General features: G+C 63.1%; 14 protein-coding genes. 9 read left to right on the top strand and 5 right to left on the bottom strand.

Annotated elements, in window-relative coordinates; translation table 11 throughout:
• Positions 1 to 128 precede the first annotated feature (128 nt).
• The gene (locus FJ951_RS25535; protein WP_140500621.1) at positions 129 to 1,442 is read left to right on the top strand and encodes an efflux RND transporter periplasmic adaptor subunit; all 1,314 of its coding nucleotides are present in this window, start codon (positions 129 to 131) and stop codon (positions 1,440 to 1,442) included.
• Complete coding sequence (locus FJ951_RS25530) at positions 1,439 to 4,522, top strand: efflux RND transporter permease subunit (protein ID WP_140517912.1); 3,084 nt, start codon at positions 1,439 to 1,441, stop codon at positions 4,520 to 4,522. Before FJ951_RS25535 ends, FJ951_RS25530 begins: the two co-directional genes overlap by 4 nt.
• Before the next feature lie 152 nt (positions 4,523 to 4,674).
• Here FJ951_RS25530 and FJ951_RS25525 read toward each other — a convergent pair whose 3' ends face one another.
• Complete coding sequence (locus tag FJ951_RS25525) at positions 4,675 to 5,139, bottom strand: L,D-transpeptidase (RefSeq protein ID WP_140517911.1); 465 nt, start codon at positions 5,137 to 5,139, stop codon at positions 4,675 to 4,677.
• Between the two features lie 213 nt (positions 5,140 to 5,352).
• On the opposite strand from FJ951_RS25525, the gene FJ951_RS28555 reads away from it, so the two are divergent.
• Positions 5,353 to 5,544: a hypothetical protein gene (locus FJ951_RS28555; RefSeq protein WP_181165414.1), complete on the top strand. Its 192-nt coding sequence runs from the start codon at positions 5,353 to 5,355 to the stop codon at positions 5,542 to 5,544.
• Between the two features lie 356 nt (positions 5,545 to 5,900).
• On the top strand, positions 5,901 to 6,068 hold the full coding sequence (locus tag FJ951_RS25515; RefSeq protein ID WP_140500618.1) for a hypothetical protein: 168 nt from the start codon (positions 5,901 to 5,903) through the stop codon (positions 6,066 to 6,068).
• A gap of 81 nt (positions 6,069 to 6,149) precedes the next feature.
• On the opposite strand, the gene FJ951_RS25510 is transcribed toward FJ951_RS25515, so the two are convergent.
• Positions 6,150 to 6,851 carry a response regulator transcription factor gene (locus FJ951_RS25510; protein WP_140500617.1) on the bottom strand — a complete coding sequence of 234 codons (702 nt, stop codon included), beginning with the start codon at positions 6,849 to 6,851 and terminating at the stop codon, positions 6,150 to 6,152.
• A 45-nt stretch (positions 6,852 to 6,896) separates the two neighbouring features.
• Here FJ951_RS25510 and FJ951_RS25505 point away from each other — a divergent pair, with 45 nt between their 5' ends.
• Both FJ951_RS25505 and FJ951_RS25500 read left to right on the top strand, forming a co-directional pair.
• A complete protein-coding gene (locus FJ951_RS25505) occupies positions 6,897 to 7,670 on the top strand; it encodes a response regulator transcription factor (protein ID WP_181167426.1) in 774 nt (257 codons plus the stop codon).
• A 160-nt stretch (positions 7,671 to 7,830) separates the two neighbouring features.
• Entirely contained in the window at positions 7,831 to 9,918 is a 2,088-nt protein-coding gene (locus FJ951_RS25500; protein WP_181172281.1) for a sensor histidine kinase, read from the top strand.
• Between the two features lie 130 nt (positions 9,919 to 10,048).
• Here FJ951_RS25500 and FJ951_RS25495 read toward each other — a convergent pair whose 3' ends face one another.
• A complete protein-coding gene (locus FJ951_RS25495) occupies positions 10,049 to 10,459 on the bottom strand; it encodes a hypothetical protein (RefSeq protein ID WP_140517910.1) in 411 nt (136 codons plus the stop codon).
• A 436-nt stretch (positions 10,460 to 10,895) separates the two neighbouring features.
• Between FJ951_RS25495 and FJ951_RS25490 the strand changes: the two genes are divergently transcribed.
• On the top strand, positions 10,896 to 12,098 hold the full coding sequence (locus FJ951_RS25490) for an aromatic ring-hydroxylating dioxygenase subunit alpha (protein WP_140517909.1): 1,203 nt from the start codon (positions 10,896 to 10,898) through the stop codon (positions 12,096 to 12,098).
• A 74-nt stretch (positions 12,099 to 12,172) separates the two neighbouring features.
• Here the strand turns inward: FJ951_RS25490 and FJ951_RS25485 are convergent, their stop codons facing one another.
• Together FJ951_RS25485 and FJ951_RS25480 are read right to left on the bottom strand one after the other, a co-directional pair.
• Positions 12,173 to 13,591, bottom strand: a complete 1,419-nt coding sequence (locus FJ951_RS25485) for an aminotransferase (protein WP_140517908.1) — start codon at positions 13,589 to 13,591, stop codon at positions 12,173 to 12,175.
• A gap of 26 nt (positions 13,592 to 13,617) precedes the next feature.
• A complete protein-coding gene (locus tag FJ951_RS25480) occupies positions 13,618 to 13,863 on the bottom strand; it encodes a hypothetical protein (RefSeq protein ID WP_140517907.1) in 246 nt (81 codons plus the stop codon).
• A 63-nt stretch (positions 13,864 to 13,926) separates the two neighbouring features.
• On the opposite strand from FJ951_RS25480, the gene FJ951_RS25475 reads away from it, so the two are divergent.
• Both FJ951_RS25475 and FJ951_RS25470 read left to right on the top strand, forming a co-directional pair.
• A complete protein-coding gene (locus tag FJ951_RS25475) occupies positions 13,927 to 14,844 on the top strand; it encodes an ABC transporter permease (protein WP_140517906.1) in 918 nt (305 codons plus the stop codon).
• Entirely contained in the window at positions 14,841 to 15,665 is an 825-nt protein-coding gene (locus FJ951_RS25470; protein WP_140517905.1) for an ABC transporter permease, read from the top strand. Before FJ951_RS25475 ends, FJ951_RS25470 begins: the two co-directional genes overlap by 4 nt.
• The last annotated feature ends 29 nt before the right edge of the window (positions 15,666 to 15,694 follow it).

Genomic DNA, 15,694 nt, shown 5'->3' with positions numbered 1-15,694 from the left:
GCTTAGGCCCAATTGACAAGACCGTCCAGACGGTACAGTAAGACCGCGGTCATTTGAAATCGGGGCCCGCAGTCGATATGTGTCCCGATATCCGCGCTTCGCGCCGGATTTCGACTGAGGGGACTTCCTTGTTCAAGCGCATACTCCGTTTCGTTATCATCATTGTTGTGTTGGCCGTGCTCGTCATCGTGGTCGGCGGCATCGTCGGGTTCAATTTCCTGCGTGACAACGGCATCAAGCAGTATTTCGCCACGATGAAGCCGCCAGCGGCAACCGTGTCGACAACTATCGTCAAGCCGTCGAACTGGACGCCGGGCATCGAGGCGATCGGCACGGTCCGCGCCGTGCGCGGTGTCGACCTGACGGTTGAGACCGCCGGCATCGTCAAGGAGATCCCCTTCCATGCCAACGAGAAAGTGGCGGCCAATGCGGTGCTGCTGCAGCTCGACGACGCCGTAGAGCGTGCCGATCTCGCGGCACAGAAGGCGCAGGCGGCGCTCGATCAGACATCGCTGACCCGCGCGCTCGAACTGACCAAGCGCGGTGTCGGCTCGGACTCGACCTTGGACACCGCACGTGCGGCCGCGTCCGCCTCGGCATCCCAGGTCAACAGGCTTCAGGCAGTGCTCGACCAGAAGCAGCTGACGGCGCCCTTTGCTGGAACCGTCGGCATCCCGAAGATCGATCTAGGCCAATATCTGGCGCCCGGCACCGCCGTGGTGACGCTGCAGGATCTCGACACGATGCGGGTCGACTTCACGGTTCCCGAACAGCAACTGCCGCTGCTCAAGATCGGGCAGACGGTTCGGCTGGGCCTCAGCGGCGGCGACATGCCTTTTGCCGGGACCATTCGCGGTATCGATCCCAAGATCGACCCGTCCAGTCGGCTGGTGAACATCCGGGCGGAAGTCGCCAATCCCGAAGGCAAGCTGACCCCCGGCCAGTTCGTGCAAGTGCGTGTCGAACTGCCCGAGGAGCAGAATGTGCTGGCGCTGCCGCAGACGGCGCTGACCACCAGCCTCTATGGCGACTACATATTCGTGGTGCACCCGGCAAAGCCCGCCGAGGCGCAGCCGACCAAGCCGGAGACAAACCCCGCCGCGGCGGCGACCGACAAGCCGGCCGACGCCAAGCCCGCGGCCGATGCCAAACCGGCCGAAGCCGCGAAGCCTGCCGCCGATGCGGCAAAACCAGCGGACAAGGCCGCCGCCGATCAGGCCAAGCCGGCCACGGGGGGCGAGCAGCCTGCCCTGGTCCTGTCGCAGGTATTCGTCAAGCCCGGCCGCCGCAACGAGGGCATGGTCGAGATCGTCGAGGGCCTCAAGGCGGGCGATGAGGTTGTCACGGCAGGTCAGAATCGCCTCTTCAACGGCATGTCCGTCAACGTCGACAACACCATCGACCCAACCAAATCGGCGAACAAGCAGGCCGACCAGCAATGAGCGTTTCCGATCTCTTCATTCGCCGGCCCGTCCTCTCCACGGTCCTTGCATGCATGATCCTGCTCCTGGGTTTCCAGGGCATATTCAGCCTGTCGATCCGCCAGTATCCGAAGGTTGACGAAACCGCGATCACCATCACGACGGCCTATCCGGGCGCCAGCGCCGACCTGATCCAGGGCTTCATTTCCGCTCCGATCGCGCGCGCCGTCGCCTCGACCGAGAACATCGATTACGTCACGTCGTCGAGCCGACCGTCCTCCAGCACCGTGACGGTGCAGATGAAACTCGGCTCCAACCCGGACGTCGCGCTGACCGAAGTGCTGTCCAAGGTCCAGGGCGTGCGCGGCACCTTGCCGGACGCCTCCAAGGATCCCGTCATCGTCAAGGGCACGGGCCAGCAGTTCGCGATGATGTACATCTCGATGCAGAACCCGAACATGACCAAGGAGCAGCTGACCGAGTATATCGAGCGCGTCATCAGGCCCCGCATGTCGACGGTCGAAGGCGTCGCCGACGTGCAGATCTTCGGTGCCCAGGAATACTCGATGCGCGTCTGGATCGATCCGGTCAGGCTCGCCGCGCGCGGCGTGACGGCATCGGAAGTGCTGACGGCGATCAACAACTCCAACTTCCTGTCGGCGCCCGGCAACACCGAGAACGAATATGTCGTCTCCTCGATCACCGTGCGCTCGACGCTGCAGACGCCGGAAGCCTTCGCCGAGCTGCCGCTGCGCTCGACCGACGGCAATGTGGTGCGGCTGCGCGATGTCGCCCGCGTCGAACTGGGCGCCGAGAACACCGACACCAGGGTTTCCTTCAACGGCAAGCCAGGCACCTTCCTCGCCATCTTCCCGACCCCGGCTGCCAATCCTCTGACCACGGCGGCGGCGCTCACCAGGCTGGTGCCTCAAATCCAGGAGACGTTGCCGAAGGGCATGACGATCGAGATCGTCTACGACGCGACCGGGCAGATCAGCGCCTCGATCGACGAAGTGTTCAAGACCATCGGCGAGGCCGTTGCCATCGTCGTCGTCGTCATCCTTCTGTTCCTTGGCTCTTTCCGTTCGGTGATGATGCCCATCGTCACCATCCCGCTGTCGCTGATCGGCGTCTGCTTCCTGTTGTTCGCGGTGGGCTATTCGATCAACCTTCTGTCCCTGCTCGCCATGGTTCTGGCGATCGGCCTCGTCGTCGACGACGCCATCGTGGTGGTGGAGAATATCCACCGCCACATGGAAGAAGACCACATGTCGCCGATGCAGGCGGCCTTCAACGGCATGCGCGAGATCGCCACCGCCATCGTCGCCATGACCATGACGCTGGCCGCGGTGTTCGCGCCATTGGCCTTCACCGGCGGCCTGACCGGCGCGCTGTTCCGCGAATTCGCCGTCACGCTCGCCGGCTCGGTGGTGCTGTCGGGCGTGATCGCCATCACCATCACGCCAATGATGTCGGCGCGCCTGCTGAAGTCCGGCACGCCAGGCCGTTTCCAGCGCATTGTCGACGGCACTTTCGCGCGGGTCGAGCACGTCTATGAGCGGGCCGTCACCGGGTCGCTCAACTATCGCCCGCTGACGCTGATCATCGTGCTGGCGCTTGTCGGGGTGACCGGCTTCATGTTCACCAAGACCTCAACCGAACTGGCGCCGGAAGAAGACCAGGGCTTCCTGCTCTCGCTTGTAACGGCGCCGCGTTACGCGACATCCGACTACACCGAGACTTACGTCAACCAGATGCTCGGTCTGGTGAAGGATATTCCCGAGACGCGGGCGCAGTTCTCGGCCGTCGCGTTCGGCGGCACGACGAACAGCGCCTTCGTCGGTTTCGCCTTCAAGGACTGGGCGGAGCGCAAGCGCAACTCGAAGGAGCTGCAGGCCGACATCACGGCCCGTCTCGCCAAGGTGGCGGGCGTCCAGGCCTTTGTCTTTGCGCCACCGACGCTGCCGGGCTCCGGCGGCGGCCTGCCCATCGCCCTGGTGGTGCGATCGACCGGCGACTCCTCGGAAGTTTACGACGTGGCCGAGAAGATCAAGAACAAGGCACAGGCCTCCGGCCGCTTCATCGTCGTGCAGAATTCGATGGCCTATGATGCGCCGCAGGTGACGGTGACCATCGACCGCGACCGCGCCGCGGCGTTGAACCTGCCGATCGCCGATATCGGCCGGACGCTGACGCTGCTGGTCGGCGGCGCCGAAGTGGCGCAGTTCGACCGCGACTCCAACAGCTACGACATCATCCCGCAGGTGCCGAAAGAATTCCGCGACAATCCCGAAAAACTCGGCGAGTACTTCGTGCGCAGCGTAACGGGCGAGATGGTACCGCTGTCGGCGGTGGTGAAGATCTCGACCAATGCGTCGCCGGCCGCGATCGAGCAGTTCAACCAGCTGAATTCGTCGACGATCTCGGCGCTGCCGCTGCCCGGCGTCACCACTGGCGATGGATTGAAAGTCCTCGAGGACATAGCCAGGGAGAGCCTGCCCGACACCTTCTTCATCGACTATTCGGGCCAGTCCAGGCAGGAGAAGGAACAGGGCAACACGATCCTGATCGCTTTCGGGGCGGCCGTCATCGTCATCTATCTGGTGCTGGCGGCGCAGTTCGAAAGCTTCCGTGATCCGCTGATCATCATGATGGCGGTGCCGCTGTCGATCTTCGGTGCCATCGTGCCGCTCAATCTCGGCCTCGGCACACTCAACATCTACACGCAGGTCGGACTGATCACGCTTATCGGCCTGATCACCAAGCACGGCATCCTGCTGGTCGAGTTCGCCAACCAGCAGCGCGAGATCCACGGTATGCGGCGGCGCGACGCCATCATCGCTTCGGCCAAGGTGCGGCTGCGGCCGATCCTGATGACGACGGCGGCGATGGCGCTTGGCGTGGTGCCGCTGATCACGTCCAGCGGCGCCGGCGCCGCGGCCCGTTATTCGATGGGCCTGGTCATCTTCACCGGCATCCTGGTAGGCACCATGTTCACGCTCTTCGTCGTGCCCATGTTCTATACCTTCATTGCCAGCAAGGACTTGCCCCAGCTGGCCGAGAAGCCGGATCCCAAATTGATGCCGGCATTGCCGAGCTGATGGAAACGGCATTGCCGAACTAACAAAAACTAACAAAAAAGAGGCCGGAAACGTCCCGGCCTCTTTTTTGGCTGTGCTCGATTACCGCGGGAAAATGTTCCGGCGGGAGCCCTGAACGGATATGGCTGCTGTGCCGATCCGTTGCCAGCCAGCTACTTGACGATGACGATGCTGGTGTTGGCCGGCCCGAAGGTTTCGACGAGCTGGTAGAAATCGGCGGCATTGTCGGGATGTAGCCGCACGCAACCATGCGAGGCCGGCCGGCCAAGCCGCTTGATGGCATAGGTGGCGTGCACCGCATAGCCGCCGCTGAAGAACACCGAATGCGGCATCGGCGCGTTGTCGTACTTCTTCGAATACCACATTTCATGCATGCGCGTCGGCTTGAACGAGCCGGTCGGCGTCACATGCGCCCTGTCGCCGGTGGAAACCTTCCAGGCGAAGGCCGGGCGGCCGTCGACCGAGACTTCCATGACCTGTTGCGAAAGCGAGACGCGCGCCACGATCTTGTTGGCGGCATGCGCGGTACCCGTGCCGGCGCCGAACAGAAGCGCCGCACCCGTCAGGGCAGCGGCGGCGGTTATGTTGATGAGCTTGGCGGAAATAGCAGTATGCATGATGTCCCTCTCTCTGCCGGGCTGGCCGGCCCCAAATTCGATGAGCGGCTTATCGATGCATCATGTTTCGGAGAGATTTCGTGAAATGCTCGTTTGTGTTTCGAATATGTTTCCTCTGGTTAACGGGCCAAAGTTCCCAAATGGCGGACATTGACGCTGTCACCCTGGACAGGAGTAGGCACATAGGTATCCAGCCCGAAACGAAAGTTCGGATTGGCCAAACTTGAAAGGTTGGAGCCCTATTTCGAAACAGAATCTGCAACAAAGCGCATTTTCGGCGGCATGAAGCGGATACAGGCCGCCGGCAGAGTTGACGTAACGAAAGCAGACGGCAACGACCACGGGAACGAAAACGAACATGCGGTCCTGGTTTCTCGGGATCAGCATCGCAGCAGCAGCCACTAGCGGCGCCGGCACGGTTGCCGACGGTTCCATGGCCCGCCTCGCGGCGATGAGTTCGAGTGAGATCTCAACCCTGCATACCGTTCTGTTTTGTGCCACGGTCTGGATTGTTCCAGCCTGCGCATCGTCCGGCTCAAGGCCCACTGGCGGGTTGGCCTTCAGCTGCTGGCATTGCGCGGCCCCTCCGGCAACTTGCTGCTGAGAGGACCGAAGGCCCGCGCCGTGACGGGGGGCTCCGTAGACGGCGCGGGCACTTCGGGAGTTCCTGAAGTATGCCGAGGCGTCACGCGCCCACCCAAGACGGGCGTTGGTCTTCGGAAAACAAGCTGCCGCAACATGATTTACTGGGGATTGACGCAATGAAAACGAAACTTGCAGCTTCGGTGCTTTCGGCACTGCTCTACGCACAGGGCCTGCTCGGCTTTGCCGGGCTCGCCACCGTGCTCTTGAAAGAGCGCGCGCATGCAGGCGAGTTCGTGGCAGGCAGCGACATGCCGCCGGGGCCATCGCTACTGGTGGTGCGCTGAGCGCAGGGCAATCGGGCCCGAGGTGAAAACCGGTTTGGAAATCCGATGCTCAACCAGAGGAATTGCGTGAGCGCCCAGCCGTCAATCGGCGAATTGCGCCGGCGGATCGAAACGGTAGCCGGCGCCGCGTATGGTGATGATAGCTTCCGTATCGAGCTTGCGGCGCAGCCGCACGATGCGCGAATCGATCGAGCGGTCGAAAGCGTCGACATTCTCGGCCGGCGCCGCCGCGATTATGTCGTCGCGCGTCAGCACCTTGCGGGGACTGGCCAGGAACAGCCGAAGCAGCGCCACCTGGCCGGGCGAAAGCTGCTCCTCCGTGCCCGAGCGGTGCATGACGATGGCCGACCTCAAATCGACGGTCGCGTTCTCCAACACGATCAGTTCCTGGGCGGCCCTGCCCCGCCGCGTCAGCAGGCCGCCGACACGGGCGGCGAGTTCCCTGACATTGAGCGGACTTTCGATGACGTCGGCCGCACCGAGCTCGAGCGCCAGCACCTTGTCGACGAGGTCGCACGGCCGGCAGATCAGGATGAAATCCGGTCCGCCTTCACCGCCCCCGCCTTGGCTGCCATAACGCCTGAGCAGATCACGTCCCTCCGCCTGGCTGAGGCTGTCACCGACGACGACGACGTCGACGCCCTTTCCCGCCAGCATAGATTCCGCTTCCCAGGGCTGGCGCGCCTGACGCACGTCGTGGCCTCGCCGCTCAAGGTGATCGGCGAGTTCGGTCGCCACCACGTCGGCGACGCAGATAAGCCCGATAACGGCGCGTGCAGCCATGTTTTCCAACCATTTCCTGGCAACCCGATATGAGTGCTGGACATCATGTTTATACCCAATCTACTTTCCACCGAAAGTGGGAGCGAGCGCATCGTGCGGGCAAGAATTTTAATTGTCGAGGATGAGCCCGATCTAAGAGAGGCGGTCGCCGAATATCTCGGCGCCGCCGGCTATGACGTGGCGACCGCCGAAACCGCGGCCGCCGCGCGCAGCCTGGTCGAAACGCAATCATTCCACCTCGCCATCCTCGACATCGCCATGCCGGGTGAGGATGGGCTATCGCTCGGCCGCTGGTTGCGCTCGAGACTGCCGATCGGCATCATCTATGCCACCGCCGCCGGCACCGCGCTTGATCGCATCGTCGGACTTGAGCTCGGCGCCGACGACTACATCGTCAAACCCTACGAGCTGCGCGAGGTGCTGGCCAGGGTCCGCAGCGTGCTGCGCCGGGTTCCGCAGCACGCGCCGATGCACGGCCAAAAGGCGAGCGATCCCCGCCGCTCCGTCGCTTTCGGCTCCTTCCAGGCTGATCTCGACGGCAGGCTGGTCACCGGCGCCAACGGCGCGGTGATCGACATGGCCAAGAGCGAGTTCGACGTGCTGGAGGTTTTCCTGACCCGCGCCAACCGGCTGCTGACACGTGCTGCCATTTCCGAAGCGATCGGCCTCACCGAAGATCCGGAATCCTCGCGCGCGGTCGACATTCGCATCATGCGCCTGCGCAAGAAGATAGAAACGGATCCGGCCAGCCCGAAATTCCTGCGCACGGTGCGCGGCGAAGGCTATATCTTCTCGCTGCCGGCCGGCGACGGCCACTAAGTGGGCGCGGGGGATTGCTCCCGCGCCTGTGCTGGTCTGTGGACGGATCCGTCGCAATACTTGTCGCCCAAAAACGCTCTTGGTTTTGGGACAACGCATAAAAACAAGGATTTGAGACGCGGCGCATGAAATCCGCTTGGCACCGCAACAATGGCTGAAAATGACCGCTGAAGCAGCAGGCACGGACATGCAAGACGGCCGGCAAGGCGCGGCGATGGCGGCCGTGCGCGTGGTGCGGCGGCTGCGCGAGGCCGGCGACTGGCAGCGCGAGATGGAAGCCATACTGGAAACGCTTTGCCACGCAATGGACTGCCAGCGCGGCATCCTGTTCCGCCTGCGCGAACTGCCCGGCCAGGGATTTGCCCAGTCGGTGGCCGCCTACTGGATCGATCCCGTGGTCGGTGGCGAGCTGGCCTCGCCGACGGTGATCGTGCAGTCGATCATCAACGCCGATCCGCTGCTGGAACGGCTGCAGGAGGATGAACGGCAGGGCAAGATTTTCGCCGGCCATACGCGCGACCTCGAGGGCTTCCTGAGAGCCGACTTCGAGAAACAGAGCATTAAATCGTTCCTGTCGGTGTCCGTATTCGCGCATGGCCACCTGTGGGGGACGCTGGCGGTCAATGACTGTATCGAGGAGCGCGAATGGACCGATGAGGAAGAAGCGACGCTGCATATCATCGCGCTGGCCATCGGCGACGCGATCGAACGCTCGCCCTCCGACGCCCACGCCAGCGAGGTCATCCGCCGCACCATGCTGCAAGCCTCGCTCGATGCCATCCTCGTCATCGACGAGACCGGCTCGATCGTCGAATTCAATCCGGCCGCCGAGAAGATGTTCGGCTTCCTGCGCAGCGATATCCTCGGCAAGGACCTGCTCGACACCATCGTGCCGATCTATTACCGTAAGGGCTATGCGTCGGGGGCCGAATACATGTCCGGCCGCGGCGCGCCAATGGTCGGACAGCGGCTCGAGACGGTGACCCAGAACGCCGCCGGCGAGATTTTCCCCATCGAACTGACGGCAACCGAGATGCGGGTCGCCGACCGCCGCCTGATCTTCGGCTCCATCCGGGACCTGCGCGACAAGCTGCGCGCCGAGGAGGAGATCAATCGGCAGCGCGAGAAGTTGCACCAGAACGAGAAGATGGCGGCGATGGGTTCGCTGCTTGCGGGCGTCTCGCATGAGCTCAACAACCCGCTGGCCGTGGTTGTCGCCCAGTCGACGCTGCTGCACGAATTCGCCTCCGATCCGCAGACCAAGGTTCGCGCCGAGAAAGTTCGCGCCGCCGCCGAGCGCTGCGGCCGCATCGTCAAGAGCTTCCTGTCGATGGTCCGGCTGCATCCGACCGAGCGGGCCGAGACGGACCTCAACCAGGTGATCCGCGCGGCGCTCGAGGTGACCGCCTACGGCGCGCGCTCGAGCGGCATCATCATCGACACCGATTTCGCGCCTGGCCCGTTGCTGGCCATGGCCGATGCCGATCACGTCACCCAGGTGGCCGCCAATTTCCTCATCAACAGCCAGCATGCGCTGGCAGGCATAGGCGGCGACCGGCTGATCAAGGTGCGGACCTTCCGCAGCGAGCGCGGCGATCCCGGTTTCTCGGTCGAGGACAATGGGCCTGGCGTACCGGAAGCGATCCGGTCCCGCATCTTCGAATCCTATTTCACCACCAAGCCGGTCGGCGTCGGAACCGGCATCGGCCTGTCGATCTCGAAATCGATCATCGAGCGGCACAATGGCAATGTCTGGTTCGAGGAAGTGCTGCCAAGTGGCGCCCGTTTCGTCGTCCAGCTGCCGGCCATTGTAGCCGGCGTCGCCATCGCCGGCGAGGGCCAGCCGCGATCGAGCGGGCTGCGCCACGCCTTGATCATCGATGACGAGCCCGACGTCGCCGGTTCGCTCTCCGACATACTCGAACTGATGGGCATCAAGTCACGGATCGCGCCCCTCTGGGACACGGCCACAGCCATATTGGCTGGCCACATGCCGCCCGACATCGTCTTTTCGGACCTGCGCATGCCTGGAACAAGCGGCATGACCATCTATCGAGAGTTGCTTGCCGAAAGACCGGAACTGGCGCGGCGTTTCGTGCTGGTCACTGGCGACCTGATCGGCGCCAAGGCCGAAATCGAGGCGCTGCCGCCCTTGCAGCGCCCGCAGATCCTGGAGAAACCGTTCAGCACGCTGGATGTGCGCAGCGTCCTGTCCGCCATTGCCGACCAGGTGGTTTCGAAGGGATAGACCGCACCAACCGGTAAAAAAAGCCCCCGGCCGACATGCGGCGGGAGCCGAAGGGAGCGCTGGACGCGCTCGGGGAGCGCCGCGGCACGTTCCAAAGCGGAGCCGCTTCGGAACCATGTTTCAGTCGAACTCAGAAAATATTCGGCGTATTGGTCAGCGGCGCGGCATTGGCGATCATCCGGACCGCACGGGCTTTGTGGGCTCCGGACTGCTCGGCTATGGCCCGCAGGCAATCGGCGCTCTCGGCGCCCCAGGCCTGCCCCTTGCAGGCAAAGTCGATCATCGGCATCGGCAGGCGTGCGGTTCTGGTGGTGGTCATTGCGCCGCCGACGACGTTGGCCGGTGGATTGAGCGAAGCAAAGGCCGGGCCGACCGTCGGCGCGAACGCCATGCCGGCGAAGGCGCAAGCAGCCAGCGCCATGAACATCGCCATGGGGTGGTCGCTGGCGCGCCGGCGCAATGCCAGCTTCGGGCGGCGGCTAACGCGCTCCGGAGCCTGGGACCGGCGGTCATTGCTGGCAATCTGAACTTTCGCATGCATCATCATCCCCTTCGTTGACTTTCTTTTTTTGATAAAACGAACTTAGTCGCGCTCTGTATCAGCGGAAAGCTGGCGTGAATCTGATATTGTAACCGCCTTGAAACGGCCCCGTGGCCAGACCACATCAAGTGGGCATCTCGCGCAGCCGATCCCGGCTCGGCGGACCGGCAAGCGGGCAAGACGTGCGGCGACGCCCCTTTTGTCTCGGCTTCCCTCCTGGCAGGATTTGCTTCGAAAACACGCCGGAACCAAGCTTTGAAACCCGGGCTAACGCCCGGATTCTCCGGGGTTTTCGGGGCGAGCCATTGCATCGGATTGGATTGAAATCGGCGCGCCAACTTTCTTTCGAAAATATGCTTGTTTCCCCAAGCCATTGCATTTCAATGAAAAATATGATTATATTGAACGGATATTCAATAAAAAGAAGAGACGTTTTATGAACCCGCATCTCCGTGACGTGGCCATTCCCAACGATTGGGACCGGCGGGGACTGCCTGGCTGGAGCTACCATTCCGATGCCCTCCTCGAACTCGAGAAGGAGCACGTTTTCCGCAACCACTGGCAGATCGCCGGACATGTCAGCGACATCCCTGACGCCGGCGATTACCTGACCATGGACGTCGTCGGCGAACGCGCTCTGATCGTGCGCGGCAAGGACGGCGTCGTGCGCGGTTTCAACAATATGTGCCGCCATCGCGGCAGCCGTGTCGTCGCCGACAGCCAGGGCAACTGCAAGAACGCGCTAGTGTGCCCGTTCCACGGCTGGGTCTACAATCTCGACGGCACGTTGCGCGGCGCTGCCCGCCCGCGTTCCTTTCCCGATCTCGACAAGACCGAGTTCGGCCTGATGCCGCTCGATCTGGAGGTCTGGATGGGCTTTATCTTCATTCGCTTCCGCGCTGGCGGCCCGCAGCCCTCCGTCGCCGAGCTGATGAAGCCGATCGAGCCCGAATTCTCGCACTACAAGGCCGCCGACATGGTGCCCTCCTGGGGCATCTGGACCCAGAAAACTCCGGTCAACTGGAAGTCGGTGCGCGACGTCGACAATGAGGGCTATCACGTCGCCATGGCGCACCCGGCTCTGCAGGACCTCTATGGCGCGACCTATTTCGACGAACCCTTCGTCAACGGCGTGTCGCGCTCCTTCGCCAGCTACAACCCGCATGCCGGCCGTCGCTGGAGCGTCAGGAACTACGTCAAGATCGCGCCGGAGCCGGCGCATCTGCCGGACTATCTGAAGAAGGCCTGGGTCTATTATGGCATCTTCCCCAATGCCGTCCTCTCGGTGATGCCGGAATCGGTGCAGTTCTATCAGGAATTCCCGCTTTCGACGGGTGAGACCCTGCTGCGCGGCGCCATCTACCGCTATCGCGACGAAAGCCGCGAGCAGGCTGCGGCCCGCTATCTCTCCTTCCGCATCGACCGCGACACCATGTCGGAGGATGTCCAGCTTTCGGTGTGGTCGAACGAATCCATGCTGTCGGAAGCCTTCGAGGGTTTTTACCTCTCCGACCTCGAATACGGCGTGCGCACCCACCACGACCATCTGCGCAGGCAGATCCCCGTGCTTGGGCTCGAGACGGCGCCGGAAGAAAAGGACATGTGGAATTTGAACGACGCGCTGCGGTCGCGTGGATAGGCGACGCCGATAATTGGCGAAACCATCGGTGAGAGCGCTCCTCTCCCAGTCCTATGCGGGGCGAAGAAAGAACGTCATCCCCGCCACACCCCTTCTTTCCTGAGATCATCCATCGTGCGAGAAATGCCCTCGCGCAAAATGCCGACCATGTCGTCGATCTGCTCGCGCGTGATGACCAGCGGCGGCGACATCACGCACATGTTGATCAGCGGCCGCACCAGCAGGCCGAGCTCGTGGCAATGCGCGTCGATGCGTTTGCCGACATCCTTGTCGAGCTGCAGCGGGTCCTTGCTTTCGCGGTCGGCGACACATTCGACGCAGCCCATCAATCCCAGCCCGCGCACCTCGCCGACCAACGGCAATTCTTCCAGCGTCTTCAGCTGCGCCTGGAAGTAGGGCGCGACCGCTTGCGTATGAGCAAGTACGCCCTGTTCCAGAAGGTCGAGATTCCTGAGCGCCACTGCGCAGCCGACCGGATGGGAGGTGTAGGTCAGGCCATGGCCGAACATCGCGTCGGGATGGTTCGACCGGCGCAGTTCCTCCAGCAGCCGTTCCGATATGATGACGCCGCCGAGCGGGAAATAGCCTGACGTCACACCCTTGGCGAAGGTGATCATGTCGGGATCGATGCCGAACACATCGCCGGAGGCGAAGACATGGCCCAGCCGTCCAAAGCCCGTCACCACCTCGTCGGAGACATAGAGGATATCGTTGTCGCGGCAGATCTCGCGAATGCGCTTGAGATAGCCGTCCGGCGGCACGATAACGCCGCCGGAGGCCTGCACCGGCTCGCCGACGAAAGCGCCGATCCGGTCAGCACCGACTCGCGCGACGGTGTCGCGGAACTGGTCGACGAGGAAGTCGGTGAAATCAGCCATGCTCATGCCCTGCGGACGACGGAACGGATCGGGCGAGGACAGCTTGATCACCAGCTCGTCGGCGCCGTCCATCCAGTCGCGGTCACGCGGGCGGCCATTGAGCGAGGCCGACAGATAGGTCGAGCCGTGATAGGCGCCGCCGCGCGACAGGATCAGCTTCTTCTCCGGCCGGCCCCGCACATTGTTGTAGAACTGCATGAAGCGCAGCGCCGTCTCCACCGCCGAGGAGCCGCCTGTGGTGTAGAAGACGTGGCTGAGATCGCCAGGCGCATGACCTGCTATGCGACCGGCAAGTTCCGCCGACGGCGCGTTCATCGTGTACCAGGGCGTATTGTAGGACAGTGCCATCGCCTGGTCGTACATCACCCTGGCGAGCTCCTCGCGCCGATGGCCGACATTGACGCACCACATGCCGGCCGGCCCGTCGATCAAGCGCTTGCCGGTGCCGTCGGTGATGTAGATGCCGTCGCCTTCGCCGATCAGCGCGCGCGCTTCCGCGCCGACCGAACCGGCATACGGCCAGGGCTGGACGAGATGGCGCCTGGCCAACTCGACGGCGTCGGCGGCTCCAGCTCCGGCCATTTCGCACGCCTTCAGGTCCCTCGCAGCCGCCATCGTCATCTCCACATCATTCGTCGAATTCAGGATTTCGAAATTTGGCCGGCAGTGCCGGAAATTTCCGGCACAATCCGCACCATTTTGAATGTCCGTTCAATCAATATCTCAGAAATAGCGCTTGATTTCAATCCGCGGATGCGGGCATGATGAAAGAAAGCCGGCAAGCTCGGAGCGCGATCAGCAAAACTGGTCACCGGTTTTGCGTTCGATCGCGCTCCAAAACAAAATTGGGAACAAACAGCCGGCGCCAGTCCAACGGGATACCGCATGGCGGGACGCTCCAGGCCAGCAACCGAGATCACAGCCGGAGCCCTGCCCCCCGGAGTCTGGCAATGACGGCGGCGGTGGAAGGGTCGCCCCCGTTGCGCATGACGCGGGCCAGACGAAATGCCCTTCTGCAATCCGAACCCGTGCAGGGCTTTGCCCTGATCAGCCCGACCTTTCTCTACGCGCTCATCCTCCTGGTCCTGCCGATCCTGGTGGTCATCGCCCACTCCTTCTGGACGCAGAACTATCTGACCATCGACCGCACCTTCACGCTGGAAAACTACCGCGTCGCCCTGACCGAGCCGATCTATCGCGATCTGTTGTGGCGCTCGCTGTATATCTCGCTGACGGTCAGCTTCTTCACCGTCGTCCTGGCTTATCCGATCGCCTATTTCATTTCCTTCCACGGCGGCCGCCACAAGAGCCTGTGGCTGTTCCTCATCACCATCCCGTTCTGGACCAGCTATCTCCTGCGCGTGATGTCGTGGAAGGTCATTCTCGGCTATAACGGCGTCTTGAACTCCGGGCTGATCGGCCTCGGCATCATCAACGAGCCGTCGACGGCGCTGCTCTACAATTCGAGCGCCGTCATCATCACGCTGACCCACGCCTGGGCGGCCTTCGCCATCCTGCCGATCTTCGTCTCGCTGGAGAAGATCGACCGGACCCTGGTGGAGGCGGCTACGGATCTAGGCGATGGTCCCTTTCGTTCGTTCCTTCGCGTGACTTTGCCGCTGTCGGCGCCAGGCATCATCTCGGCGGCGCTGATCGTGATGATCCCGACGGTCGGCGACTATGTCACCCCCAAGCTCGTCGGCGGCAAGGACGGCGTCATGATCGCCAACGCCATCCAGGCGCAGTTCGGCAAGGCCTCGAACTGGCCGCTGGGCGCCGCCCTTTCCGTCACCACCATGCTGGTCGTGACGTTGATGGCCGGCGCTACGGTGCTGGTCATCCGTGCCGCCCAGAGGCTTGCGCGATGAGCGCGGCGCGACGTCTGCTGCCGGGCGGCTGGCTGTCGGCTTATGCCTTCCTCTATGTAGGTTTCCTTTATCTGCCTGTGATCTTCCTGCCGATCTTTTCGATCAACACGGCGGCTACGCCGAAATTCCCTCTCACCGGCTACACCCTCAAATGGTACGAGGACCTGCCCAACACGCCGGCGCTGCTCGACGCCACCTGGAACAGCCTGATCGTTGGCGTCTCGGCGTCCGTCCTTTCGACGGTTCTCGGCATCCTCGCCGCCCGCTCGATCACCCGCTACCGCTATCCCGGCCGGCGGGCCATCAACGGCCTGATCATGGCGCCGCTCGTGCTGCCGGAAGTCATCGTCGCCATCTCGATGCTGCTGGTGATGCTGCAGCTCGGCTTGAGCCTCTCCCTGTTCACCGTCGTGCTCGGCCATGTCCTGGTCTGCATCCCCTATTCGATGACGGTGCTGACCTCCGGCTTCGAGGGTTTCGATCGCAGCCTCGAGGAGGCCTCGGCCGACCTCGGCGAGAGCGCCTTCGGCACCTTCCGGCGGGTGACGCTGCCGATGGTGGCGCCGGCAATCATCTCCAGCCTGCTGGTCTGCTTCACCATTTCGCTGGACGAGTTCATCATCGCCTTCTTCCTGACCGGTACCGAGGCGACGCTGCCGATCTATATCTGGGGCCAGTTGCGCTTCGCGGCGAAACTGCCGGGCGTGCTCGCGCTCGGCACGCTGCTGCTGGTCGCCTCCTTCCTGCTGATGACCGTCGCCGAAATCCTGCGCCGCCGCGCCGCCAGACGCAGCCAGAACGAGGGAGGGCTTTATGCCTGAGCAGGCCCCATCCGCACGAACCCTGTCCG

Origin of the sequence: Mesorhizobium sp. B2-2-3 (assembly GCF_006442405.1) — a bacterium.
GTDB lineage: Bacteria > Pseudomonadota > Alphaproteobacteria > Rhizobiales > Rhizobiaceae > Mesorhizobium.
This window is presented reverse-complemented; position numbering and strand designations above follow the sequence as displayed.